This window comes from Thermodesulfovibrio sp. 3462-1 (assembly GCF_040451425.1).
In the GTDB taxonomy this organism is placed as follows: domain Bacteria; phylum Nitrospirota; class Thermodesulfovibrionia; order Thermodesulfovibrionales; family Thermodesulfovibrionaceae; genus Thermodesulfovibrio; species Thermodesulfovibrio obliviosus.
On the sequence record NZ_CP144374.1, the window covers coordinates 358,939 to 380,773 of the forward strand.

Annotated in this window: 22 protein-coding genes and 1 pseudogene; 19 read left to right on the forward strand and 4 right to left on the reverse strand. The window is 35.7% G+C overall.

Annotated features, from left to right (window positions below; genetic code table 11):
- Positions 1-16: 16 nt before the first annotated feature.
- On the reverse strand, positions 17-616 hold the full coding sequence (locus tag V4D31_RS01760) for a class I SAM-dependent methyltransferase (protein WP_353686533.1): 600 nt from the start codon (positions 614-616) through the stop codon (positions 17-19).
- A 21-nt stretch (positions 617-637) separates the two neighbouring features.
- Here V4D31_RS01760 and hisA point away from each other — a divergent pair, with 21 nt between their 5' ends.
- The 5 genes from hisA to V4D31_RS01785 all read left to right on the forward strand — a co-directional run bounded on the left by hisA (position 638) and on the right by V4D31_RS01785 (position 7,859).
- The gene (gene hisA, locus V4D31_RS01765) at positions 638-1,363 is read left to right on the forward strand and encodes a 1-(5-phosphoribosyl)-5-[(5-phosphoribosylamino)methylideneamino]imidazole-4-carboxamide isomerase (RefSeq protein WP_353686534.1); all 726 of its coding nucleotides are present in this window, start codon (positions 638-640) and stop codon (positions 1,361-1,363) included.
- A 92-nt stretch (positions 1,364-1,455) separates the two neighbouring features.
- Entirely contained in the window at positions 1,456-2,292 is an 837-nt protein-coding gene (gene hisF / locus V4D31_RS01770) for an imidazole glycerol phosphate synthase subunit HisF (RefSeq protein WP_353686535.1), read from the forward strand.
- A gap of 76 nt (positions 2,293-2,368) precedes the next feature.
- Positions 2,369-3,907: a tetratricopeptide repeat protein gene (locus tag V4D31_RS01775; protein WP_353686536.1), complete on the forward strand. Its 1,539-nt coding sequence runs from the start codon at positions 2,369-2,371 to the stop codon at positions 3,905-3,907.
- A gap of 10 nt (positions 3,908-3,917) precedes the next feature.
- Positions 3,918-7,694 carry a FecR family protein gene (locus V4D31_RS01780; RefSeq protein ID WP_353686537.1) on the forward strand — a complete coding sequence of 1,259 codons (3,777 nt, stop codon included), beginning with the start codon at positions 3,918-3,920 and terminating at the stop codon, positions 7,692-7,694.
- Between the two features lie 9 nt (positions 7,695-7,703).
- The gene (locus tag V4D31_RS01785; protein WP_353686538.1) at positions 7,704-7,859 is read left to right on the forward strand and encodes a hypothetical protein; all 156 of its coding nucleotides are present in this window, start codon (positions 7,704-7,706) and stop codon (positions 7,857-7,859) included.
- A gap of 58 nt (positions 7,860-7,917) precedes the next feature.
- Here the strand turns inward: V4D31_RS01785 and mazG are convergent, their stop codons facing one another.
- The 3 genes from mazG to V4D31_RS01800 are packed head-to-tail and all read right to left on the reverse strand — an operon-like array spanning position 7,918 to position 10,062.
- The gene (gene mazG / locus V4D31_RS01790) at positions 7,918-8,688 is read right to left on the reverse strand and encodes a nucleoside triphosphate pyrophosphohydrolase (protein ID WP_353686539.1); all 771 of its coding nucleotides are present in this window, start codon (positions 8,686-8,688) and stop codon (positions 7,918-7,920) included.
- A complete protein-coding gene (locus V4D31_RS01795; protein ID WP_353686540.1) occupies positions 8,681-9,424 on the reverse strand; it encodes an AAA family ATPase in 744 nt (247 codons plus the stop codon). Before V4D31_RS01795 ends, mazG begins: the two co-directional genes overlap by 8 nt.
- Complete coding sequence (locus tag V4D31_RS01800; RefSeq protein WP_353686541.1) at positions 9,421-10,062, reverse strand: HAD-IA family hydrolase; 642 nt, start codon at positions 10,060-10,062, stop codon at positions 9,421-9,423. The genes V4D31_RS01795 and V4D31_RS01800 overlap by 4 nt, the downstream gene beginning before the upstream one ends.
- Before the next feature lie 58 nt (positions 10,063-10,120).
- Between V4D31_RS01800 and V4D31_RS01805 the strand changes: the two genes are divergently transcribed.
- The 14 genes and pseudogenes from V4D31_RS01805 to flhA all read left to right on the forward strand — a co-directional run bounded on the left by V4D31_RS01805 (position 10,121) and on the right by flhA (position 21,828).
- Positions 10,121-11,200 carry a type IV pilus twitching motility protein PilT gene (locus V4D31_RS01805; RefSeq protein ID WP_353686542.1) on the forward strand — a complete coding sequence of 360 codons (1,080 nt, stop codon included), beginning with the start codon at positions 10,121-10,123 and terminating at the stop codon, positions 11,198-11,200.
- Entirely contained in the window at positions 11,197-12,369 is a 1,173-nt protein-coding gene (locus V4D31_RS01810) for a PilT/PilU family type 4a pilus ATPase (protein ID WP_353686543.1), read from the forward strand. The genes V4D31_RS01805 and V4D31_RS01810 overlap by 4 nt, the downstream gene beginning before the upstream one ends.
- Before the next feature lie 5 nt (positions 12,370-12,374).
- The gene (locus tag V4D31_RS01815) at positions 12,375-12,773 is read left to right on the forward strand and encodes a hypothetical protein (protein ID WP_353686544.1); all 399 of its coding nucleotides are present in this window, start codon (positions 12,375-12,377) and stop codon (positions 12,771-12,773) included.
- Between the two features lie 50 nt (positions 12,774-12,823).
- A complete protein-coding gene (locus V4D31_RS01820; protein WP_353686545.1) occupies positions 12,824-13,066 on the forward strand; it encodes a Slp family lipoprotein in 243 nt (80 codons plus the stop codon).
- A 12-nt stretch (positions 13,067-13,078) separates the two neighbouring features.
- Entirely contained in the window at positions 13,079-14,683 is a 1,605-nt protein-coding gene (gene mutL, locus V4D31_RS01825; RefSeq protein WP_353686546.1) for a DNA mismatch repair endonuclease MutL, read from the forward strand.
- A 147-nt stretch (positions 14,684-14,830) separates the two neighbouring features.
- Positions 14,831-15,328, forward strand: a complete 498-nt coding sequence (locus tag V4D31_RS01830) for a flagellar basal body-associated protein FliL (RefSeq protein WP_353686547.1) — start codon at positions 14,831-14,833, stop codon at positions 15,326-15,328.
- A gap of 2 nt (positions 15,329-15,330) precedes the next feature.
- On the forward strand, positions 15,331-16,299 hold the full coding sequence (fliM, locus tag V4D31_RS01835) for a flagellar motor switch protein FliM (RefSeq protein WP_353686548.1): 969 nt from the start codon (positions 15,331-15,333) through the stop codon (positions 16,297-16,299).
- Position 16,300: 1 nt separating this feature from the next.
- Complete coding sequence (gene fliN, locus V4D31_RS01840; protein ID WP_353686549.1) at positions 16,301-16,714, forward strand: flagellar motor switch protein FliN; 414 nt, start codon at positions 16,301-16,303, stop codon at positions 16,712-16,714.
- A 77-nt stretch (positions 16,715-16,791) separates the two neighbouring features.
- Positions 16,792-16,983, forward strand: a pseudogene (locus V4D31_RS01845) (flagellar biosynthetic protein FliO); the annotation flags it as partial.
- 27 nt (positions 16,984-17,010) lie between these two features.
- A complete protein-coding gene (gene fliP / locus V4D31_RS01850) occupies positions 17,011-17,727 on the forward strand; it encodes a flagellar type III secretion system pore protein FliP (protein ID WP_353687071.1) in 717 nt (238 codons plus the stop codon).
- Positions 17,724-17,993: a flagellar biosynthesis protein FliQ gene (gene fliQ / locus V4D31_RS01855; RefSeq protein ID WP_353686550.1), complete on the forward strand. Its 270-nt coding sequence runs from the start codon at positions 17,724-17,726 to the stop codon at positions 17,991-17,993. The genes fliP and fliQ overlap by 4 nt, the downstream gene beginning before the upstream one ends.
- Positions 17,990-18,721 carry a flagellar biosynthetic protein FliR gene (locus V4D31_RS01860; RefSeq protein ID WP_353686551.1) on the forward strand — a complete coding sequence of 244 codons (732 nt, stop codon included), beginning with the start codon at positions 17,990-17,992 and terminating at the stop codon, positions 18,719-18,721. Before fliQ ends, V4D31_RS01860 begins: the two co-directional genes overlap by 4 nt.
- Positions 18,722-18,724: 3 nt before the next feature.
- A complete protein-coding gene (flhB, locus tag V4D31_RS01865) occupies positions 18,725-19,780 on the forward strand; it encodes a flagellar biosynthesis protein FlhB (RefSeq protein ID WP_353686552.1) in 1,056 nt (351 codons plus the stop codon).
- Positions 19,777-21,828, forward strand: a complete 2,052-nt coding sequence (gene flhA / locus V4D31_RS01870; protein ID WP_353686553.1) for a flagellar biosynthesis protein FlhA — start codon at positions 19,777-19,779, stop codon at positions 21,826-21,828. The genes flhB and flhA overlap by 4 nt, the downstream gene beginning before the upstream one ends.
- Positions 21,829-21,835 lie beyond the last annotated feature (7 nt).

Genomic DNA, 21,835 nt, shown 5'->3' on the forward strand with positions numbered 1-21,835 from the left:
TATTTGCAAACAAAACCTATTTTTTATCCAGAATTAAAAATAAATCGCCCTCTATAAGATTATCTAAAACTTTAAATTTTCCTGTAAAGGTGGAGGCAAATCTCTGTAACTCTTTTACAGAAAAATAAGTAACACCGATGTCTCTTAATTTTGTTTTTTCATTAAGGCATGTAAGAATGACTCGCTCAGTTGTATGCTGAAAAAGTATTTTCAGGCATCTTTGCATAAGCTCTTTTACATCTTGCACTGCAAGATTGAATACACCAATTGCAACAGTAAGATCAAAAAACTCTGATAATGGTTCATTTTCAATATCCATAGCATGAAATTCAGCTTCAGGATAGTTTTTTCGTGCAAACTCTATGAGCGAAGGATTTATATCTATGCCAGTATAGCGACATCTGACACCCTTTTCCTTCAAAAAGCCGTAAAAATCTCCTTTACCACAGCCAAAATCAAGCAGAGTCTTACCCTCAGGCTCAATTAGTTTAAGAACTGTTTCATATCGGAGCAACTGACCTGTGCGTGTCCATCCCACTGATTCAGGAGAGTTTTTGAAGTGAATTAGTCTTTTCGTAAAAAAATCAATTACATACTCCTTTGCAAGTTCATCCATTTTTTTATGTTATACTAAGGAATGAAGATAATTCCAGCAATTGACCTCAAAGATGGAAAATGTGTAAGACTACTTCAGGGTAAGTTTGATAAAGTGACAGTTTATTATGACAATCCGGAGTTAGCTGCATTACGCTGGCAAGCTGAAGGCGCAGAAGTGCTTCATGTTGTTGATCTTGATGGAGCTAAAGAAGGTAGGCTTATTAATCTTTCATCAATAAAAAAAATCAGAGAAGTTTTCTATGGCACAATAGAAGTTGGTGGAGGAATAAGAAAAATAGAGGACATAGAATTGCTTTTAAATTCAGGAGTTGACAGAGTAATTCTTGGAACACTGTTAGCTCATAATCCTGATTTTGTAAAAGAGGTATGCAAAAGATTCCCGGGCAGAATAATTGCCGGCATTGATGCAAAGGATGGGTTTGTGGCAGTAAAGGGCTGGGTTGAAGTTACAGATCTAAAGGCAACAGAACTTGCCCTTAGAATGCAGGATTACGGAGTCTGGGGAATAATTTATACAGATATATCAAGGGATGGAATGCTTACAGGGCCAAATATAGAGGCAACAGAAGCGCTTGTTGAGGCTGTCACAATCCCTGTCATTGCCTCAGGTGGAGTTTCATCAATTGAAGATATAAAAAGACTTGCAAAAATAAAAAACCTCTGGGGAGTAATAACAGGCAAGGCAATCTATTCAGGTGCAATAAATTTAAAAGAAGCAATTGAGATGGTAAATGCGATTAAGTGAAGAGGTTATATAGATCAGATGTCTTATCGTTTTGGAAAGCTTCAGGAGACAATGGGAAAGGTGCTTAGAAATCTTTTGATTTTGGAGAGCCTATGCTTGCTAAACGCATAATCCCCTGTCTTGATGTTAAGGATGGAAGAGTTGTTAAAGGAGTAAACTTTCTCAATTTAAGGGATGCGGGAGACCCTGTTGAAAATGCTCTTTACTATGAGGAAGAAGAGGCTGATGAGCTTGTATTTCTTGATGTAACAGCATCCCATGAAAAAAGAAAAATAATAATTGATGTTGTTGAAAGAACAGCATCTGTTGTATTCATGCCACTTACTGTAGGTGGTGGCATAAAAACCATTGATGACATAAGAGATCTTCTAAATGCAGGTGCTGATAAAGTTTCAATAAATACAACAGCTGTCCGTGACCCTTACTTTATTCAGAAAGCATCAAGCCGTTTTGGTTCACAGTGCATAGTAATTGCAATAGATGCAAAAAGAGTTGATAAAACATTCAATCCAAAAGCTTATCCACCTGAACAATGGTTTGATGACCCTGAACTCAAGGATGTTCTTTATAATGAAAACTCAAAATTTGTTCTTTCCACTCATGGTGGAAGGCTCATGCGTCCAATTGATGCTATTGCATGGGCAAAGAAAATGGAAGAACTCGGTGCTGGTGAGATTTTACTTACAAGTATGGACAGAGACGGAACTCGTGAAGGTTATGACATAGAGCTTACGAAGGCAATTGGAGAGGCTGTTACAATACCAGTTATTGCCTCAGGAGGCGCAGGCACCTTAGAGCATCTCTATGAAGCCTTTGCCTTTGGCAGAGCAGATGCAGCCCTTGCAGCATCCATATTTCATTTCAGAGAATACTCAATAAGAGAGGCAAAGGAGTATTTAAGACAAAAAGGAATCCCGGTAAGAATTTGATTTTTTGATAAAAATATAAAAAAAATTTATAAAAAAATAGTTGACTTCCCCAATTTTATTATGGTAAAAATATTTTATGTTAAAAATAATATTAAAACCAATACTTGAAAATGCTCTGATAGTATTGATTTTGATATTTCTTCCCGCTTTGCTATCTGCAGAAGATCTTCTTCAAAAAGGAATTGAGCAATATAAACAGGAAAACTATGAGGAAGCCTTAGGTTTATTAAAAGAAGTTTATAAAACAAAGCCATCAACAACTGCAGCTTTTTATCTCGGACTCACATACAAACAGACTGGAGATTACATAGCTGCAAAGGATTATTTTTTACAAAGCCTTACTGGCAAACCAAAAATAAATGATGCCTATGTTGAGATTTCTGAAGTTTTATATCATCTTGGAGAGCTTGATGAGGCAATAAAGTGGCTTAATGAGGCTGAAAAGGAGTTTGTCATGCCTTCAAGGGTAATGTTTCTCAAGGGCCTTGTTCTTTCAAAAATGGGCAGGCTTGATGATGCAAGAAAAGCCTTTGAAAAAGCAAAATCTATTGATCCAGCACTCACTCAAGCAGCAGATTTACAGATAGCACTTACATATACAGCAGAGAAAAGACCAAAAGAAGCAATGAAAACTCTTGAGAATTTGATAAAGATTGAACCAAAAACTGATATTGCAGAGTTTGCTTCTGATTACCTAACAGCCCTTAAGACAGCATTCAAGCAATGGAGTATAACATTAAGTATGGCATATCAGTATGATGACAATGTTGTATCAAAACCTACAGGAACAATAGGAATTACAGCAGTAGATGAAATTTCAGGGAAAAGAGATTCTGCTATAATAAATACCCTGAGGCTTAGTTATAGAACACTGTCTGAGGGAGATTTATTTTTTACAGGAGAACTAAGTATCTACACAAAAAATTATTTTCATTCTTTCAAATATGACACTACTTTAAGCATGGTTACATTAACTCCTGGATTAAACATTAAAAATGGATTTATAACACTTCCAGTGAGTTACTCCCACATGTGGCTTAATGAGAGAGAATATATGTCATCTTTTTCAATTACTCCAACACTGAGCATTCAGATTTTTCCTGGACACATAGGACAGGTCTTTGTTGGATATGGTAAAAGAGAGATGCTTAAGTACATGGAAGGCTTTGATCCTGATGAAGACAGGGATGGCAATCAATACAGTATTGGAGCTGGATATTTTTATACTTTTAAAGAGAAGGGAGTTTTATATGCAAGATATGACTACACAGTTGATGATACTCAGGGAAGAAACTGGGATAGTGAAGCACACAGAGTTTCTGCCGGGCTCATATATCCTTTCAGTGAAAAATTAAGTCTTCAGATAGCAGCAGACCACACATGGCAGAATTACAAAAATATCAATACACTCACAGGAAGAGGAGTTAGAGGTTTTCCTCAAACAGCAGAAAAAAGAAGGGATAGGATTTATTCATTAACATCTGGAGTTATCTTTGATATTTCAAAAACTTTAAGGGCAAATCTTAACTATTATCACTTAAGAGATGACTCTAATTTTCCCATTTATGATTACAGGAGAAACATTTACACATTTGAGTTAAGCTTTAGCTTTTAAGGAGGATTAGATGTGTGAAAGTAAAATTAAAAAAACTTTCTTTTTTTCATTAATTATATGCCTTTTATTTATTTCTTTAGTCCATGCAGAGGAAGTGGGGAAAATCACTGCACTTCAGGGTAAGGTTGACATATTAAGGGCTGGCAAGCTTCCAGCAGTCCCTGCAAAGATAAATGAGCCTGTTTATTTAAATGACATAATAAGGACAAAGACAGACTCAAGGGCAGAGATAGTATTCAGGGATGGAACTGTTGTAAAGATTGCACCCCGTAGCAGGGTTGACATAAGCGAGTATTTTACTGACGGAGAGAGTCTCAGAGTTACTATAAATGTTCCAAGAGGCAAGGTGGGAGCTGCTGTAGCAGAAAAAAGCATTGAAAAGATAAAGGGTTCACCAAAAGCAAACAGATTTGAGATAAAAACACCAATAGCAGTTGCTGGAGTAAGGGGAACAAACTACATAGTTGCACACTATCCCACATATTCAACAGTAACTGTTATCACAGGAAGGGTTTACTGTTACAATAAAAATTTTCCAGACAGAATTGTTGATGTTGGAGCTGGTCAGAGCATAATAATAAAAAAGAACTCTCCTCCATCACCTCCAAGAACATTGACTCCTAAAGAAATAGAAAGGGAACAGAGAGATATCACGCATCTTAGAGAAAGAAGTGAAGAAAAAAAAGATAAAATAGGTGAGATTCCTGGAGGGGCTGAGCATCCTGCATTTTTACCTTCTGCAGAGAAGGTTACAGCAGAAACTACTCCTTCAGTAACAGAGACAACACCATCAATTACACAGACAACACCATCAATTACACAGACAACACCACCAATTACAGAGACAACACCATCAATTACAGAGACAACACCATCAATTACAGAGACAACACCGATTATAGAGCCTTTAAGTGTTAATTTTACACTTAAAAGCATTGAACCTGGCAGTATCTCCCTGAATTACGAAGTTTCAGCAAACAGAGAGGTAACTGTTCAGTACAGGATTAAACAAGGAAATACTTATGGAGATTGGATAACTATAAATACGGTCCCCAAGAATTTTGTTTATTTTCCTGTGCCTGTTATAGACGGTAATAATTATCAGATTGATATTAAAGCAACAGACAGTTATGGTAACACCCGGGAGTGGACCTCTCAAGAAATTCTTCCTCATGAGCATTCCTTTTCAGGAAGTATTGTAACTGATACCTCAGCAAACAGCACAGTAACTGGAAGTGTTGCAGGAGCAACTGGATTTAATAAGGGAGTGGCTAAGCTTACTATTTCAACTCCTGTTTCTTTTAATTCCGCATTTATTGCAGCAGGAGGTGATAGCTCAAGCGGATACTGGATATTGAAAGGAACTCCCTCTTCTTCCTATTTCAGGCTTCTTACGCCAGATTATCTTTTTACAGGAAGCGGTTATTCTTCAATCACTCTTGAATCTGGTGGTATAAAATCATTGATTACTTATCCATGGATAGAGTTGAAGCCACTTAATTTATCTGCCAGACTTACTGGATACTGTCATCATTATGATGGCACTAAAATAGATAAACTCTCAGGAGTAGATCAGTCCACTATATTTATTGGAAAAACAGGGCAGTTGAACTTACCATCAAGCATAAATGAATCAGTTACATATAATACTGAAAATTACATAGTTGGATATGTTCCTTCTATTATTATCTCTGAACCAATGATGCTATGGGGTAGTTTTCAAAACAACACTGCAAGCAGCCTAAAGCTTACAGGGTTTTTTGGAGCATTCGCGGAGGATTATTATGCTATCTATGGATTATACATTGGCTCTGACAGTTCTGCAGGAATCATTAAGGGATTACAAGGATCCAATAACTTGTATTATGAGGGTTTCCAAATCTTTTATAGTGAACCTATCATTGCATTAAAAAACAAAACAACTGGTTATTCCACAATGAATACATGGAGAAACTCCATTGAGGGCTTTTATCAGGGATTTTTTACAGGTGGTAGCGGAATTCCAACAATATCAAAGCAGGATATAAATGCTACATCTTACGGTACAATTGGTTCAGCAACTCTTTCTCTTAAAAAAGGAAGTCAAATTGAGCCATGGGGTGTTTTTGGAATAGAGCTTGGTGGAACTCACAGCGCAATATCACCAACAGGATTTATAATTGAATTTGGTGGTGATTCATGGGATAACAGAGATGATGATGCTGATACACCTGATTACTGGGTTGGCTGTATTCCAGATGCAAAGATTTCATCAAATAAAATGTCGGGAACATTCAATGGCAGATTCATGACACCAACTCATTACGGAATACTGGAAGGTAAACTGTTTGGTGATTTTGGTTCAGATAAATGGGTTGGAGTTGTGCTTGGAAGTTATGAGCCTACTGTAGAACTTTCACATTCAATCCATATTAACTCAAGTTACTTAGGTTATAAAATTTATAAAAATGATTTTTCACCAACAAATGCATACATCAATGCATATTTTGGTGGAGACAATTTCTGGAGTTCAGGCTCTGGAAGTCTTTATTCATTAGGAAAGATAATTGACAATGACAATGAAATAGATTTTAGCACAGGCTATTTATACTATACTCCAATTGAATGGTCATCTGACAATAACTATACAAATCACTATACTGGTTACTTAGTAGGAAGAATTGCAAAACACGAAGATCCATTATCAGTTGGTAGCTATAATTATAATTTTAGCTCCTATGTGGCAGGAATATACAATGATTCAACTAACAAAGGAATTTTTATTGGAAATCTCTCAACAGATGGAAGAGGAAATGTGCTCGTCCTTGAAAAAAGATTTTTCCTTGAAGGTGAAAATACAGTAAAAGCAGTAACTATTGCTGCAGATTATACAGGCGACATGTTTTATTTTCCTTCTTTTAATGATATTGATTCGAATCCTTTTGGAATTAATTTAAGCAAGCAGAATAGTGTAGTGCATATGTTAGTTAATGAATCTACAAAGGCATGGGAATTTGGGGTAGGAGTTATTGGCATGGGAGGTACATATGATAGTGCTCCTTCAGCTCCATTCAAAATAACGTATTCTGAAGGATTTGGGAGTTACGGAGTATTTGGAGCTATTTTAAAAGGAGATGTATGGGGAAATGATGAACAAAATCGTCAGAATGTAATTCATGGTAAAACCTATGGATATTTTGCAGATCCAGGAGCTTATAATGGAGCAACAGGAATATTTGTTGGTGAAACAATGGGAACTTTTGATCCAGCAAATAAATATTGGCAGACAGTGACAGCTGGAGTAGTTCTTGACACATCAAAGTTTTTGGCTATGGCATGTCCTAACGGAACATGCAATAAATCAGGAACGGGATTTACAGAGGATCAAGAAAAATTAAGAAAACTTGACATACCTGTTGTTGAAGTTGGACGGGCAAGTTTTAGTGGAAGTGGAAACAATTTAACAGTAAACATGAATGATGTTGTATTCTTTTCAACCCAAACAGGGCAGAAACCAATTTTGTGGTCAACTGCCAGTGTAAGTGGAACCTATACTGCAGATCCAACTCTAAATCAGCCTGTAACCCTCAATGCCACATCTGGAGCATCAGGTTCTGTTATTTTTGCTCCTACACAATGGTCTGGAGGAACTTGGGCAGCAAAAGTGCTGACAGATTCTCCTATAAATCTTTCAGGTGGTTCATACTCAGGTCAAGTTCATATGAAGGGTGCTGCAGGAGGAACATATAGTAGTGGTAGTTTTTCAGGGACAGCATCAGGATATGTAATCAGGATACAGGATATGTAAAATAAGATTATGCCACTTACAGAAATAGTTGCAACAAAGCAGGACATAGCAAATTTAGAGGTAAAGATAGAGAAAGTCAGTTCAGACTTAAAAGTAAAAATAGAAAAAGTTCAGGCAGATTTAGAGGTAAAAATAGAAAGAGTTAGGACAGATCTCATAAGATGAATGTTCATTTTCTGGGCTGGTCAGATTGGTGCTCTTGTTGCAATTCTTGCTTTATTTTTTAAGTAGTTTTCTTTATTTCATTCCAAAGACTATCCATTTCCTGAAGAGTCATGTCTTTTAGATTTTTGCCCTTTTGCTTGGCAATTTTTTCAAGTTTTTTAAATCTTTTCTCAAATTTTCTGTTTGTTTTTCTTAAAGCAGCTTCGGGGTCAATTTTAAGAAAACGGGCGAGATTAACAATACTGAAAAGCAAATCTCCAATTTCTTCTTCTATTCTGTTTTTTTCTTGACAAGCAATTGCTTCTTCAACTTCTTTAACTTCCTCTTTAATTTTTTCAACTACTCCCTGAGCATTATCCCAATCAAATCCAACCTTTGAAACTCTTGACTGAATTTTATATGCTCTCAGCAGTGCTGGCAATGCAAGAGGAATTCCATCAAGAATTGATTCATGAAGCTTTCCCTCTTCCTTTTTTCTTTCATCCCATTGGGCAAGAACTTCTTCTGGAGTTTTGAAATCAGCCTCTGCAAACACATGAGGATGCCTTCTTATCATTTTCTGAATGATTGTCTGTATTACATCATTTATGTCAAAATTACTATTTTGTTTTGCTATCTCACTGTGAAAAACAATCTGAAGGAGTAAATCTCCAAGTTCTTCTTTCATTGCTTTTGAATCTTTGTTTTCAATTGCTTCAATAAGCTCATAGGCTTCTTCAAGAAGATATCGTTTTAAAGTATCATGGGTTTGAACCCTATCCCAGGGGCAGCCTTTTTCAGAGCGAAGAATTTCTATTATTTTGACAAGTTCATCAAATTTTTCACTCAATTGTTTTCTCCAAAATCCAGTAAAAATTTACCCATACTGCCTCATCTCCACAAAGACTGAAGACATTTCTACCTTTTTCGCTGAGTTTAAGGAAATCTTTATCAAAGAAAACATAGTAGATGCTATCAAAGTGTTTTAAAAGCTCTTTTTCTTCAGATTCTTCAAACTCTCTGAAAGCCATGTTTATAATTAAAACTTTCTTTTTTGGAGTTATATTAAGCTCTTTAATCAATTCATTTATTCTTAAAGCAGCCTGGATACCAGTTTTAGTAAAAGTGCTTACTATAAATAAAAGATCAATTTTACTTAAAATGCCCCTGCTTATGTGTTCCATTCCAGCCTCATTATCAACAACAATGTATCTGTAATGTTGTGCAATTTCCTGAAGAATTCTTTTTAAAACATTGTTAACCGCGCAATAACATCCACTTCCTTCAGGTCTTCCCATAACTAAAAGGTCAAAACCCTTTGCTTCTTCAACAACTTTGTTTATTTGAATTTCAAGCCACTCATCAAGACTCATTCCTTCAGGCTTGTTTTTCAATGCATTTTCTCTTACTGAGGCTACTGTTTCCCTGACTTCAACTCCTAAAAGTTCTGGAAGACAATAATTAGGATCCGCATCAACCACTAAAACAGGTCCAAGTTTTTTCTTTGAAAGATACTTTACTGTGAAGGCAGCAAGAGTGCTTTTTCCTACTCCACCTTTTCCAGCAAAAACTATAAAATAACTCATAGCTCTCTCACAATTTTTAATAAATCGCTGAATTTATCAATTATAAAATCAGCCTCTTTTAAAATTTCTCTTTCCCTATATCCGTATGTAACCGCCACTGTCCTAACTCCTGCCTGTTTTCCTGCTATAATGTCAAGTTCACTGTCTCCAACAATTAATGTTTTATCCGTAGTGGTATTGAATTTTTTTATTGTTTCAATAATTGGTTTCGGAGAAGGTTTTCTTTCAGGAAAAAGGTCGCTTCCAGCTACAAAATCAAAATACTGTAAAAGGCCAAGACTTTCAAGTGTTTTAACAGTGAGTTCAGTTAGTTTATTTGAAATTACAGCTTTTTTAATATTTTTTAACTGTGTAAGAGTTGCATGGACTTCAGGATAAACTTTTGAAAAGTCTGTTATGTGTTCTTTATAGTATTTCACAAAACATTCTATCAATTCTTGAACTGGAAGACAGATTTTTTTTGCATCCAGAGCTTTTTCTATAAGACGGTTAACACCTTCTCCAACCATTTTTTTTACTTCCTCCTTTGAAAATCCTGAAATTCTTGATTTTTCAAGACAATAATTCAATGCCTGCGTTATGTCCTCACAGGAGTCCACTAATGTGCCATCTAAGTCAAAAATAATAAGCTCAATCATTTGCTTTTTAGTATAACATGACTTCACATCTTTTATTAAATCGTGCTATAATTTAAACATGGCTCGCATTGATGCTTTTTTCAAATTAATGCTTGAAAACAAAGCAAGTGACCTTCACCTTGTTGCTGGAAGCCAGCCTGTATTAAGAATTCATGGAGAACTTGTGAGGGTTCAGTATAAGGTTCTTGATAATCAGGAACTGAGGTCTCTTCTTTATGAAATCACACCAGAGGAAAAAATCAAAGTATTTGAAGAAACAGGTGATCTTGATTTTGCTCATGAAATCCCTGGTGTTGCTCGTTTTCGTGTGAACTACTTCATGCATAAAGAAGGAATTGGTGCAGCCTTCAGGCATATTCCCAATGAAATAAAAACAATTGATCAACTTGGTTTGCCACAGGTGCTAAAGCGCTTTGCAATGCTTAAGAAAGGAATTGTTCTTGTTACAGGACCTACAGGTTCTGGAAAATCAACAACCTTGGCTGCAATAATTGATTATGCAAATACTAATAGAAAAGAAAGAATAATCACCATTGAAGACCCAATTGAATTTATTCATCCCAACAAAGGATGTGTCATATCTTACAGAGAAGTGGGAACTCATACAGAGTCCTTTGCAAAAGCTCTGAGAGCAGCACTTAGAGAAGACCCTGATATAATTCTTGTGGGTGAAATGCGTGATATTGAGACAATTCAGCTTGCCCTTGAGGCTGCTGCAACTGGTCATTTTGTTCTGAGCACCCTTCATACATCATCGGCAATAAAAACAGTTGATAGAATTATTGATGTCTTCCCTCCTGAGCAGCAGGCACAGGTAAGAACATCACTGAGTGAGTCTTTACAGGCAGTTGTTGCTCAAACTCTTTTAAGAAGAGCTGATGGCCGTGGAAGAGTCGCAGCCTGTGAGATTTTGATTAATACCTATGCTGTTGGAAATCTTATAAGAGAGGGAAAAACTCACCAGATACTTTCAATTATGCAGACAAGTAAAAGCCTAGGTATGCAGACAATGGACGATGCTTTACTACAACTTCTTCAGGAAGGTAAAATCACTGCAGAAGATGCCTATGAAAGGGCAACAGACAAACAAAAGTTTGCAAGATTTCTTAAGGAAGTTCCTCAGGAAGGTATTGGATGAGGAAACAGGAGCTTGACTGGATACTTGATCAAATCTGTGAAAGCTATCCTGAACTTTCAGATATTGTCTTTACAGTTGGAAGGCCCTTTCAGGTGCTTCAGTGGGGTGAATTAAAACCTGTTTATCTTCAAAATGTGCCTATTCAGTTTTTAACCGCCTTTCATACAGAAAGAATAGCTCTTGCATTAATGAATAATCAAAAAAGACTTATTGAAAATCTTCTTAAAGAGGGCTACTGTGATACAAGTTATGCTATAGCAAAAGCAAGATTCAGGGTTAATATTTTTTCTCAAAGAGGCAATTACGCAGCTGTTTTAAGAAAGCTTCCAATGAAAATACCAACAGTTGAGGAATTGAAGCTTCCTCCTATTGTAAAAGAGATTGTAAACGAAAGAATGGGGCTTGTTTTGGTTACAGGAGCAACAGGTTCTGGTAAATCCTCCACTCTTGCAGCAATGCTGGAGATAATCAATGAAACAAGAGCATGCCATGTAATAACTCTTGAAGATCCCGTTGAATTTGTTCATCAGCATAAAAAATCCACCTTCAATCAGAGGGAGCTTGGCATAGATTTTCATAACTTTGCAGACGGACTCAGAGCTGCACTCAGGCAGGCTCCTCATGTAATACTTGTTGGAGAAATTAGAGACAGAGAAACTCTTGAAATTGCAATGCAGGCAGCAGAGACAGGGCATCTTGTGCTTGGCACACTTCATACAACTGATGCAGGACAGACAATCGGAAGAATGATTGGAATGTTTCCGCCACAGGATGAAAACTACATAAGATTGAGGGTTGCAGATACTCTTAAATGGGTTGTTAGCCAGAGGCTTCTTCCAAAAATTGGTGGAGGAAGAATAATAGCCACTGAAGTTATGCGCAAAAATCTCAGAATAAGAGAGTTGATTATAAATGGTGAGACTGCTGAGAAAACCTTTTATGATGTTATTGCTACAAGCGGAGCAGTTGGTATGCATACTTTTGATCAGTCTATTCTTGAACTCTACAGACATGGATTAATTACAGAGGAAACTGCAGTAGCCTATGCATCAAGAAGATCATATGTAATTATGGAAATTGATAAAATGAAAGCAGCACGTGGAGAAAAAACAACAGATATAGAAGGATTAAAACTTGACATTGATTATGGCAAAAAAGTAAAGGGATAAAAAATATGCCAAAGGCCATTGTATGTGAAAAAAATGAGGAAGTACAGAAATTTTTAACTGATTATCTAAAATCAGCAGGATTTGAATGTTTTAGCTTTTCTAATCCCAGAGAAGCTCTCAATGCAATTGAAGATGCGTCCTTAATTGTGATATCAGAAGAATTTAATGAAATAATTGAAGCTATGTCTTCTCTGCCAATGTATCAGAGAAGAGATATTATTGTGATTTTACTGTCTCTATCAATTCCAACAATGGACAGGCTTTCTGCCTTTGCAAAGGGTGTTGACTGCATTGTAAATATCAAAGATTTAAATAATTTTCCAGCAATTTTTAAAAGAGCCTATGTGGAACACCAGAAAACATACAAGCTTTTTAAAGAAACTCTTTCAAAGTTATTTTACTAAACTTTGAAGGCTATCCAGAGGAGGGAGATACTTCAGAGAGAAGATTTATTGTGATTTCAAAAAATTTTCTTGACTGTGAACTCTATACAAAAGGAAGACTGTTGACAGTTGTTGGGAAATTTAAAGGGTTAAAAGAAGGGAAAATTGATACAATGCCTTATACTTTTCCTCTTATTGAGGCTCAGGCAACATATTTATGGAAAAAAAGATATAAACCTTACTGGCATCCTTCTTTATGGTTGTGGTATGGCTCACCTCCATGGTATTTTGAATATGGACCTGGATGGTGGTAAATTTACAAAATAATGGGAAAAATTCAAATACTTCCTGAAAGCATTGTAGGAAAAATTGCTGCAGGAGAAGTTGTTGAAAGACCTGCCAGTGTAGTAAAAGAACTTATTGAAAACTCAATAGATGCAGGTGCAAACTCAATCTCTGTTTATATAAAAAATTTTGGGATTGCTGAAATAAAAGTGATTGATGATGGAGAGGGCATTGCTTCTGAGGATGTTTTGCTTGCCTTTCAAAGACATGCCACAAGCAAGATAAAAGACGACAGAGATCTTATTAGAATCTCATCACTTGGATTTAGAGGTGAGGCTCTTTATTCTATTGCCCGGGTAAGCAAAATAAAAATAATTACCCAGCATATAACAGAAAATACCGGCACAGAAGCCTATTTTGTTGCTGGCACTTTAAAATGGCAAAAACCAGCAGTAACCAAAGGAACAACAATACAGATTACAGATCTTTTTTTTAACACTCCTGTGCGTAGGAAATTTCTTAAGTCTTCTTATACTGAAAAAGCACACATTATTGAAACTTTTCAGAATTACTGTGTTGCCTATCCAGAGATTTCTTTTTCCTTATTCATTGATGAAGAGGAAATTTTAAACATACCCAGGGCAGACACAATTTATGAAAGAGTATTGCAGATTTTCGGTTCAGAAATTGTAGAAACTCTTAAATTTAAAACGATTTCAAAAGATTACTATAAAATTGAGCTTTTTATAGGAGAGAAGCCTAAAGAAAAATACAAAAAACTGCAACTGATTTTTGTAAACCGAAGGCCTGTACGGGAACAATCTATTGTGAGTACTATATACAAAGCTTTTAAACTTAATTATCCACAGTTTTTAATTTTTATAACTGTGCCACCACAGGATGTAGATTTTAATGTTCATCCAGCAAAAAAGGAGGTAAGATTTCGCAATTGTCAAAAAATTCATCAGCTTATATTTAAAATGGCTGAGTTTCAGTATAAATCATCAATGGTTGCTGAAGAAACTGTACAGTGGCAGGCAGATTCATCCTATTTAGAACAGATCTCTGTTTTTTCTGCAGACTCTGCAGAATTTGAATTTTTAAATCTCGGTGATTCAATTGTTGTTGTAAAGCAACCTCAAGGAGTAATTTTTCTTGATTACCATGCTGCACATGAAAGAGTGAATTTTGAAAAAATTTTAAATAAAATGAAAGAGAAAATTGCAAAACTTGTTTTTCCTGTAATTGTTAATCTAAGCTCTGATGATTATGTTTTAATAAAAGAGAATCTGCAAATGCTTCAAGAACTGGGTATTGAAGCTCATGATTTTGGTAAAAACTCAATAATAATCCGGGCAGTACCTGAAATTATTCAATATGCTGATATAGCAGGAATAATTGAAAGCATTGCTGTTACCATTAAAGAGGAAATTGATAAACCAGACTTTATTGAAATTAAAAGAAAAATTGCAGCTACTATCGCCTGCCACAGCTCCTTAAGGGCAAATGACAGAATTAACTGCTTTGAAATAAAAGCTTTATTGCAAGAGCTTAAAAAAACTTCTGATCCTGACCACTGTCCTCACGGAAGACCAATAAAAAAGTTTTTTTCAATTAATGAAATAAAAAAGTGGTTTTCAAGATAGGCTGTCAAAAACAAAATCTAAATGTCAAAAATTTGGCAATATTTAAATTTGTTTTTTTTCTAATGGTAATCTTAGACAATTTCCAGAATCTGGCATAAATTATGCTGAATGTTTTAAATTTAGAAAAGAACTCGAGGAGGTCAAGCTATGCCAAAAGAAACAGCCAAATTACAAAACAATGAAAATGAAGCAAAACAACAACCGGAAAAACCGAAGAAAAAAAGTAAATTTCTATTTTTGATTATTGCTATAGTATTGGTAGGTGGTGCAGCAGGAGCTTATTTTTTTCTCCTGGACAAAGGTAAAGGCACTGAGCATACTAAAAGCTCTACAGCAGAATCTCAGGGTGTAAATTTTGCTCTTGAACCATTTGTGGTAAACCTGATGGATCAGGGTGGAACAAAGTATCTTAAGGTCACTGTTCAACTTGAGCTTTCTCAGGCTAAACTTGCTGAAGAGGCAAAAAACAAAACACCCCAGATAAGGGATGCTATAATAACTCTTCTTACAAATAAAACATCTGATGAATTAATTACTCCTGAGGGTAAGCTACTTCTTAAGGACGAGATAAAGCAGAGAGTGAATCAGATTCTTGGCGAAAACACAGTTAAAAATGTTTATCTTACAGATTTTGTAATGCAGTAGCCATGCCAAACGACGAAATTTTATCTCAAGAAGAAATTGATGCTTTACTGAAAGGTATTTCAGGAGGAGAAGTAGAAACAGAGACAGCAGAAGTTCCTTCTGGAATAAGACCCTATGATTTTACATCTCAAGAAAAAATTGTTCGCGGTAGAATGCCTTCCCTTGATATCATCAATGAGCGTCTTGCAAGAAATTTCAGAATAGCTCTTTCTTCAGACATAAGAAAAATTGTAGAGATTGTCAATGTGAATGTTAACATAACAAAATTTTATGACTTTTTGCGTTCTGTTCCTTTCCCTTCGAGCTTAAATATCATAAAGCTTGAGCCTTTGAGAGGATTTAGTCTTGTTGTTTTTGATGCGCCAATGATTTTCTCTCTTATAGAGTTTTATTTCGGAGGTTCTGGTAAAGGATACTATAAACCTGAAGGAAGAGAGTTTACTCCAATTGAGCAGAGAATTATTCATAAAGTTGTAATGATGTTTCTTGAATCTATGGAAGAAGCATGGAAACCTGTGTTTCCTGTAAAACCTCAATACATCCGCAGTGAGATGAATCCTCAGTTCGTCACAATTGTTACACCTGTAGATGTAGTTATAGAAACAGAGTTTACGCTTGAGATTGAAACCAGAGAATGTAAAGTTATGGTTTGCATACCTTACTCTTCTGTAGAGCCAATCAAGGAAAAACTTTACAGTGCTTTTCTTGCTGACAGAGACGAAATAGATATGAAATGGATAGGAAGACTTAAGGCACAAATAAAACAGTGTCCTGTTAATGTAGAAGCAGTTTTAGGTAAGGTAACAATAGATTTTAAAACTTTATTGGAGCTTAAAGTAGGTGATATTGTTAATCTTCAAAAAAGAATAGACGAGGACATGGATCTGCTTGTTGAGGGTGTACCGAAGTTTAAAGGAAAGCTCGGCACATTTAAAGGAAACTATGCAATAAAAATATCAGGGGAGGCATAAAATGGAGGAAAAAGAAGTTAAAGAAACTACAGACGAAAATTTTGAAGAAGAGCTTGATATGGCAAAAGCTCTTGAAATGGAAAAGGCAATGAAGCAGCAGCAAGTGCAAACTCCTCAGATAGACGAATTTACTCTAACTCAAGAAAAACCCAAGATAAGAGACATAGAATTCATTCTTGATATTCCACTTGAATTAACTGTTGTTATTGGTTCTACAAAAATTCTTGTTCAGGAGCTTCTTCAGTTAACCCAGGGTTCTGTGGTAGCACTTGATAAACTTGCTGGAGAACCAATGGAGGTCTATGTTAATGGAAAGCTCATTGGAAGAGGTGAGGTAGTTGTGGTTAATGAAAAGTTTGGAATCAGGATTACTGATATTATAAGCCCGCAGGAAAGAGTAAAACAACTTGGATGAGGTGAGAAGTGGAGTATTTCAAGCTCATAGCATCTTTAATTTTTATTATTGCAGCCCTTTTCATTGTTCTCAGATTAATGAAAAATAAGATAAACCCGGGTAAAGGATTTATTCAGATTGTTTATTATCAACCAATAGGTTACAAAAAAGGCATAGGTGTTGTAAAAGCCTTTGATGAATATCTTTTAGTAGGAATTTCAGAAAATGGAATCAATCTATTAAGTAAACTTGATCCTTCAAAGATTAAAGTAATTTTTGAGGCAGAACAAACAGAAGAAAAAACTGTCTGGAAAAAAATTTTTAAAGGTGGCTTATTCTGTCTTGGTTTTATCTTAACGCCAGCTTTTTCATTTGCAGCACCTCAAGCTCAAGGTGGACTTTTTGGATTTTCATCTGCTGTTGATATTCTTGTATTTATCACTTTACTTAGCTTTCTACCTGCAATTTTGATTATGATGACTTCTTTTACAAGAATTGTTATAGTTCTATCACTTTTAAGACAGGCTCTTGGAACACCTGCTGTTCCACCAAATCAGGTAATCATAGGTCTTGCATTATTTCTCACACTTTTTATAATGTCTCCAACTATTGATAGGGTTTACAATGAAGCCTATGTCCCTCTTTCAAAAAAAGAAATAACAATGCAAGAGGCAATCAACAGAGCCTCAGTTCCATTTAAAGAATTTATGTTAAAGCAGACAAGGCAGAAGGACCTTGCATTATTTCTTAAACTTTCAAAAACTGAGGTAAAACCTGCAACTCCGATGGATTTACCAATGAAGATTGTTGTGCCTGCCTTTGCTCTTGGTGAACTTAAAAGAGCCTTTGAAATAGGATTTTTAATTTTTTTACCTTTTTTGGTTATTGATATTGTTGTGGCAAGTATATTGCTTTCAATGGGTATGTTTATGGTACCACCAGTTATGATATCAATGCCTTTTAAATTACTACTTTTTGTTCTGGTTGATGGATGGCAGTTAATAATTGGCTCTCTTGCAGGAGGTTTTAAATGACAGTAGAGTTTTTAAACTATATATCAAAACAAACCTTTGAGACAATACTTTTAGTTGGTGGTCCTGTTCTTTTGGTAAGCCTTATTGTTGGTCTTGTTATTGGTTTATTTCAGGCAATTACACAGTTACAGGAGATGACAATTAGCTTTGTTCCAAAAGTTATTGCTGTTTTCCTAACTCTTCTTCTTACAATTCCATGGATGGTCAATATAATGACAAAATTCACACGGGGAATTTTTGAGAATCTTTCCTTATATGTAAAATGAACTACCTGGAGTTACTTACAACTGAGATTTATAAATTTATTCCTGTTTTTATCAGAGTTTCTGTAATTGTGTTTTTTCTTCCATATATTGGAAGTAGAACAGTTCCTTTAATTTTTAGATTCTTTTTTGCCTTTTCAGTAGCTGTTGCAATTATGCCATTTGTCCCTGAGAAGGAAGAAAATTTTTTAATTTCTCTATTTAATGCTGTGGTTTTTGGATTAGCCATTGGTTTAATGGTAAGAGTTATAATAGCAGCAGTTGAGACAGCCTCTCAATGGATGAGCATGCAGATAGGTTTTGCAGTTGCCAATGTTTTTAATCCTCAGTTTGGTGAACTTATGGGACCGCTTACTGTTTTTTATGAGATGTTTATGATAGTCCTATTTTTTTCTCTTGATCTGCATCTAAGTCTTGTAGAAGTTATGGTTAAGACATTTGAGGCACCAGCAAAATTTTCATTTGCAGGAAATGTAATTGAGTTTTCCTATCTTCTTTTTCCTCTGGCATTAAAACTTTCAGCGCCTGTGCTACTTGTTCAAGTTTTGATGAATCTTGGACTTGGATTTCTATCAAGAATCATGCCTCAGGCAAATGTTTTTTTTGTAGGATTTCCTCTATTGCTTATAACAGGAATTGCAATTGTGTGGTTAAGTATTCCTATTTTTACAATGGTTATTTCAAAGGCATTTTTAAATCTTAAAGACGCTTTAATGGGTTTGCTGAGGTAATATATGCCAGAAGAACTTCAAGAACGAACAGAGCAAGCTACTCCGCGAAGACGGGAAAAAGCAAGACAAAAAGGTGAAGTTCCAAGAAGCAGGGAACTTACAAGCATAGTTGGTCCGTGTATGATTCTTCTTTATTTTGTTTTTTCAGGGACATTTTTAGTTTCAATAATAAACCACATGAAAGAGTCATTTATAAGGGTGAAAAATCCAGAATTTGTGAGCATTCTTGTAATCATAAAAGAGGAGACAAAATGGTTTCTCCTGCAGTTTGCGCCAATTGGAGGAATTCTTTTGTTTGCTGTTTTAGTTGTTCACTTTGTTCAAACAGGTTTTCTTTTTACAGGAGCTCCTCTGGTTCCAGATTTGTCAAGAATAAGTCCACTTAAAGGCATAAAAAGGATGTTTTCTCTCAATGCTTTATTTGAAACACTAAAGGGAATTTTCAAATTGGTTGCTTTGGGATTGGTAATATATTTTGTTTTAAAAAAAGATGTCAATATTTTGCCGCTTTTGGTTGATATGGATGTAAAAGCTATTGCCGGGATTTCATTTCAAAAGATTTACCAGCTCATGCTTGCATGCCTTATAATGCTTACTGTTTTTGCAGGTATAGATTTTGCATATCAGAGGTGGCAGTATGAAAGAAATTTAAGAATGACAAAACAGGAAATAAAAGAAGAATTTAAAGAGACAGAGGGTTCACCAATGGTTAGAGCAAGAATAAGAAGTCTTCAAAGAGAAATGGCTCGAAAAAGAATGATGCAGGAAGTGCCAAAGGCAGATGTTGTTATAACAAACCCTCTTCATATTGCTGTATGTATAAAGTATGATTCAAAGAATATGAACGCTCCTCAGGTAGTTGCAAAGGGAGCAAATATTCTTGCTGAAAAAATAAAAGAAATTGCAAGGGCAGCAGGTGTACCAATTTATGAAAACAAGCCTCTTGCAAGGGCTTTATATAAAATTCCTGTTGGAGGAGAGATTCCAGAAGCTCTTTATAAGGCAGTTGCAACAATTTTAGCAACTGTTTATAGACTTAAAGGGAGACAGATTGCATGAACATAATGAATTATATAAGAAGTGATGTTCTTGTTGCTGTTGGTATAATTCTTATACTTATTTTCATGATTGTGCCAATTCCTCCCTTTATGCTTGATTTATCTCTTACAATGAGCATAACTATCTCTATTCTAATTATTCTTGTTGCATCATATGTAAGAAGACCACTTGATTTTTCCGTATTTCCTTCAGTTTTATTAATTGCAACCTTAATGAGACTTTCACTGAACATTGCCTCAACCAGACTTATTCTTACTCGTGGAGAGCTTGGCACAGAAGCAGCAGGTAAGGTTATCAAAGCCTTTGGAGAATTTGTTGTAAGTGGAAACTTTGTAGTTGGCCTGATTGTGTTTTTAATTCTTGTAATCATTAACTTTATCGTAATTACGAAAGGTGCTGGAAGAATTGCTGAAGTTTCAGCCCGTTTTACTCTTGATGCAATGCCTGGAAAACAGATGAGTATTGATGCAGACTTAAATGCAGGTCTTATTGATGAAAAAGAGGCAAGGCGCAGAAGAGAAGAAATAAGCAGAGAAGCAGATTTCTATGGTGCAATGGATGGTGCAAGCAAGTTTATTCGTGGAGATGCAATTGCTGCGATAATTATTATGATTATAAACATTGTTGGCGGAATATTAATTGGAGTGCTTCAGAAGGGTATGTCCATAACTGATGCTGTGCAAACCTATGTAATTCTTACAATTGGTGATGGATTGGCAGCACAGATTCCTGCCCTGATTACATCAACAGCAGCAGGTATTGTTGTAAGCAGGGCAGCAACAGAGTCAAATCTTGGAGAGGATATTCTCAAACAGCTTTTTAAAAATCCTAAAACTCTTGCAACTGCTTCAGGAGTGCTTCTTTTACTTGGTTTGATTCCAGGACTTCCTCACTTTCCCTTTATAATTATCTCAGCTGTCTCTGGTGCAATAGCATATCTGCTTTTAACCAGAGAGAAAAAGGAAAAGGAAGTGCCTACTGTAGCTGCACCTGAAGAAAAACCTTTAACAGTTGAAGCTCAACTTGAGAGTCTTTTAAAAGTTGATCCAATCTCCCTTGAAATAGGATACAGTCTTATTCCACTTGTTGAAGGAGAGAGCTCTCTTGTTGAACGAATTCGTTCTTTGAGGAAACAGATTGCAATGGAAATGGGCTATATAGTTCCATCAATTCATATAAAAGACAATCTAATGCTTAAGCCTTCCCAATACAGTATTCTTATAAAAGGAGTTGAGATAGCAACATCAGAGATAATTCCTGGAAAATTCCTTGCAATTGGCGCCCGTCCTACTAAAGAACTTGATGGAATTCCAACAAAGGATCCTGCCTTTCATGTGGATGCTCTTTGGATTGATGAAAAAGATGTATCAAAGGCACAGATGCTTGGTTTTACAGTTGTTGATGCATCCTCTGTTATTGTTACTCATTTAAGGGAAATTTTGAAAAATTATGGTTATGAACTTCTTGGAAAACAAGAAACCCAGAGACTTCTTGATAATCTTGCAAAAACCCATCCAAGAGTTGTTGATGATTTAATTCCAAATCTTTTAACTCTTTCTCAGGTTCAGAAGGTTTTACAGAATCTTTTAAGAGAAAGAGTTTCTATAAGAGATTTACAGACAATACTTGAGACTCTTGCAGAGTATGCAAGCATAACAAAGGATCCTGACATTTTAACAGAGTATGTCAGACAGGCATTGTCAAGAAGAATAACAAAAAGCCTCCAGAATCCTGACGGTTCAATTTCTGCAATTTTATTTGATCCTTCTCTGGAGAGGACTTTCATTGAATCGTTACAAACAACTCCTCAGGGCACAGTTTTTGCTCCAGATCCTGTTTTAATGGAAAAAACTCTTGAAAAGGTAAAGGCAGTGGCTGATGAAGCCACAGTTAAAGGATATCAGCCAGTTTTAATATGTTCCCAGGCAATAAGAAGATTTATAAAAAGGGCAATGGAAAGGATAGCTCCTTCTTTGCCTGTGATATCACCACAGGAAATATCTTCAGGGGTAAAAATATTGATGCTTGCTACAGTAAAGCCTGATTAAGGAGGTT

Excerpts from the sequence above, each read along its gene's own strand:
- V4D31_RS01760 (WP_353686533.1), bottom strand. The coding sequence starts at position 616 with ATGGATGAACTTGCAAAGGAGTATGTAATTGATTTTTTTACGAAAAGA.
- mutL (WP_353686546.1), top strand. The coding sequence starts at position 13,079 with ATGGGAAAAATTCAAATACTTCCTGAAAGCATTGTAGGAAAAATTGCT.
- V4D31_RS01795 (WP_353686540.1), bottom strand. The coding sequence starts at position 9,424 with ATGAGTTATTTTATAGTTTTTGCTGGAAAAGGTGGAGTAGGAAAAAGC.
- fliN (WP_353686549.1), top strand. The coding sequence starts at position 16,301 with ATGGAGGAAAAAGAAGTTAAAGAAACTACAGACGAAAATTTTGAAGAA.
- V4D31_RS01800 (WP_353686541.1), bottom strand. The coding sequence starts at position 10,062 with ATGATTGAGCTTATTATTTTTGACTTAGATGGCACATTAGTGGACTCC.
- hisA (WP_353686534.1), top strand. The coding sequence starts at position 638 with ATGAAGATAATTCCAGCAATTGACCTCAAAGATGGAAAATGTGTAAGA.
- V4D31_RS01860 (WP_353686551.1), top strand. The coding sequence starts at position 17,990 with ATGAACTACCTGGAGTTACTTACAACTGAGATTTATAAATTTATTCCT.
- V4D31_RS01780 (WP_353686537.1), top strand. The coding sequence starts at position 3,918 with ATGTGTGAAAGTAAAATTAAAAAAACTTTCTTTTTTTCATTAATTATA.
- fliQ (WP_353686550.1), top strand. The coding sequence starts at position 17,724 with ATGACAGTAGAGTTTTTAAACTATATATCAAAACAAACCTTTGAGACA.
- fliM (WP_353686548.1), top strand. The coding sequence starts at position 15,331 with ATGCCAAACGACGAAATTTTATCTCAAGAAGAAATTGATGCTTTACTG.
- V4D31_RS01805 (WP_353686542.1), top strand. The coding sequence starts at position 10,121 with ATGGCTCGCATTGATGCTTTTTTCAAATTAATGCTTGAAAACAAAGCA.
- flhA (WP_353686553.1), top strand. The coding sequence starts at position 19,777 with ATGAACATAATGAATTATATAAGAAGTGATGTTCTTGTTGCTGTTGGT.
- hisF (WP_353686535.1), top strand. The coding sequence starts at position 1,456 with ATGCTTGCTAAACGCATAATCCCCTGTCTTGATGTTAAGGATGGAAGA.
- flhB (WP_353686552.1), top strand. The coding sequence starts at position 18,725 with ATGCCAGAAGAACTTCAAGAACGAACAGAGCAAGCTACTCCGCGAAGA.
- V4D31_RS01830 (WP_353686547.1), top strand. The coding sequence starts at position 14,831 with ATGCCAAAAGAAACAGCCAAATTACAAAACAATGAAAATGAAGCAAAA.
- V4D31_RS01785 (WP_353686538.1), top strand. The coding sequence starts at position 7,704 with ATGCCACTTACAGAAATAGTTGCAACAAAGCAGGACATAGCAAATTTA.
- V4D31_RS01815 (WP_353686544.1), top strand. The coding sequence starts at position 12,375 with ATGCCAAAGGCCATTGTATGTGAAAAAAATGAGGAAGTACAGAAATTT.
- V4D31_RS01810 (WP_353686543.1), top strand. The coding sequence starts at position 11,197 with ATGAGGAAACAGGAGCTTGACTGGATACTTGATCAAATCTGTGAAAGC.
- V4D31_RS01775 (WP_353686536.1), top strand. The coding sequence starts at position 2,369 with ATGTTAAAAATAATATTAAAACCAATACTTGAAAATGCTCTGATAGTA.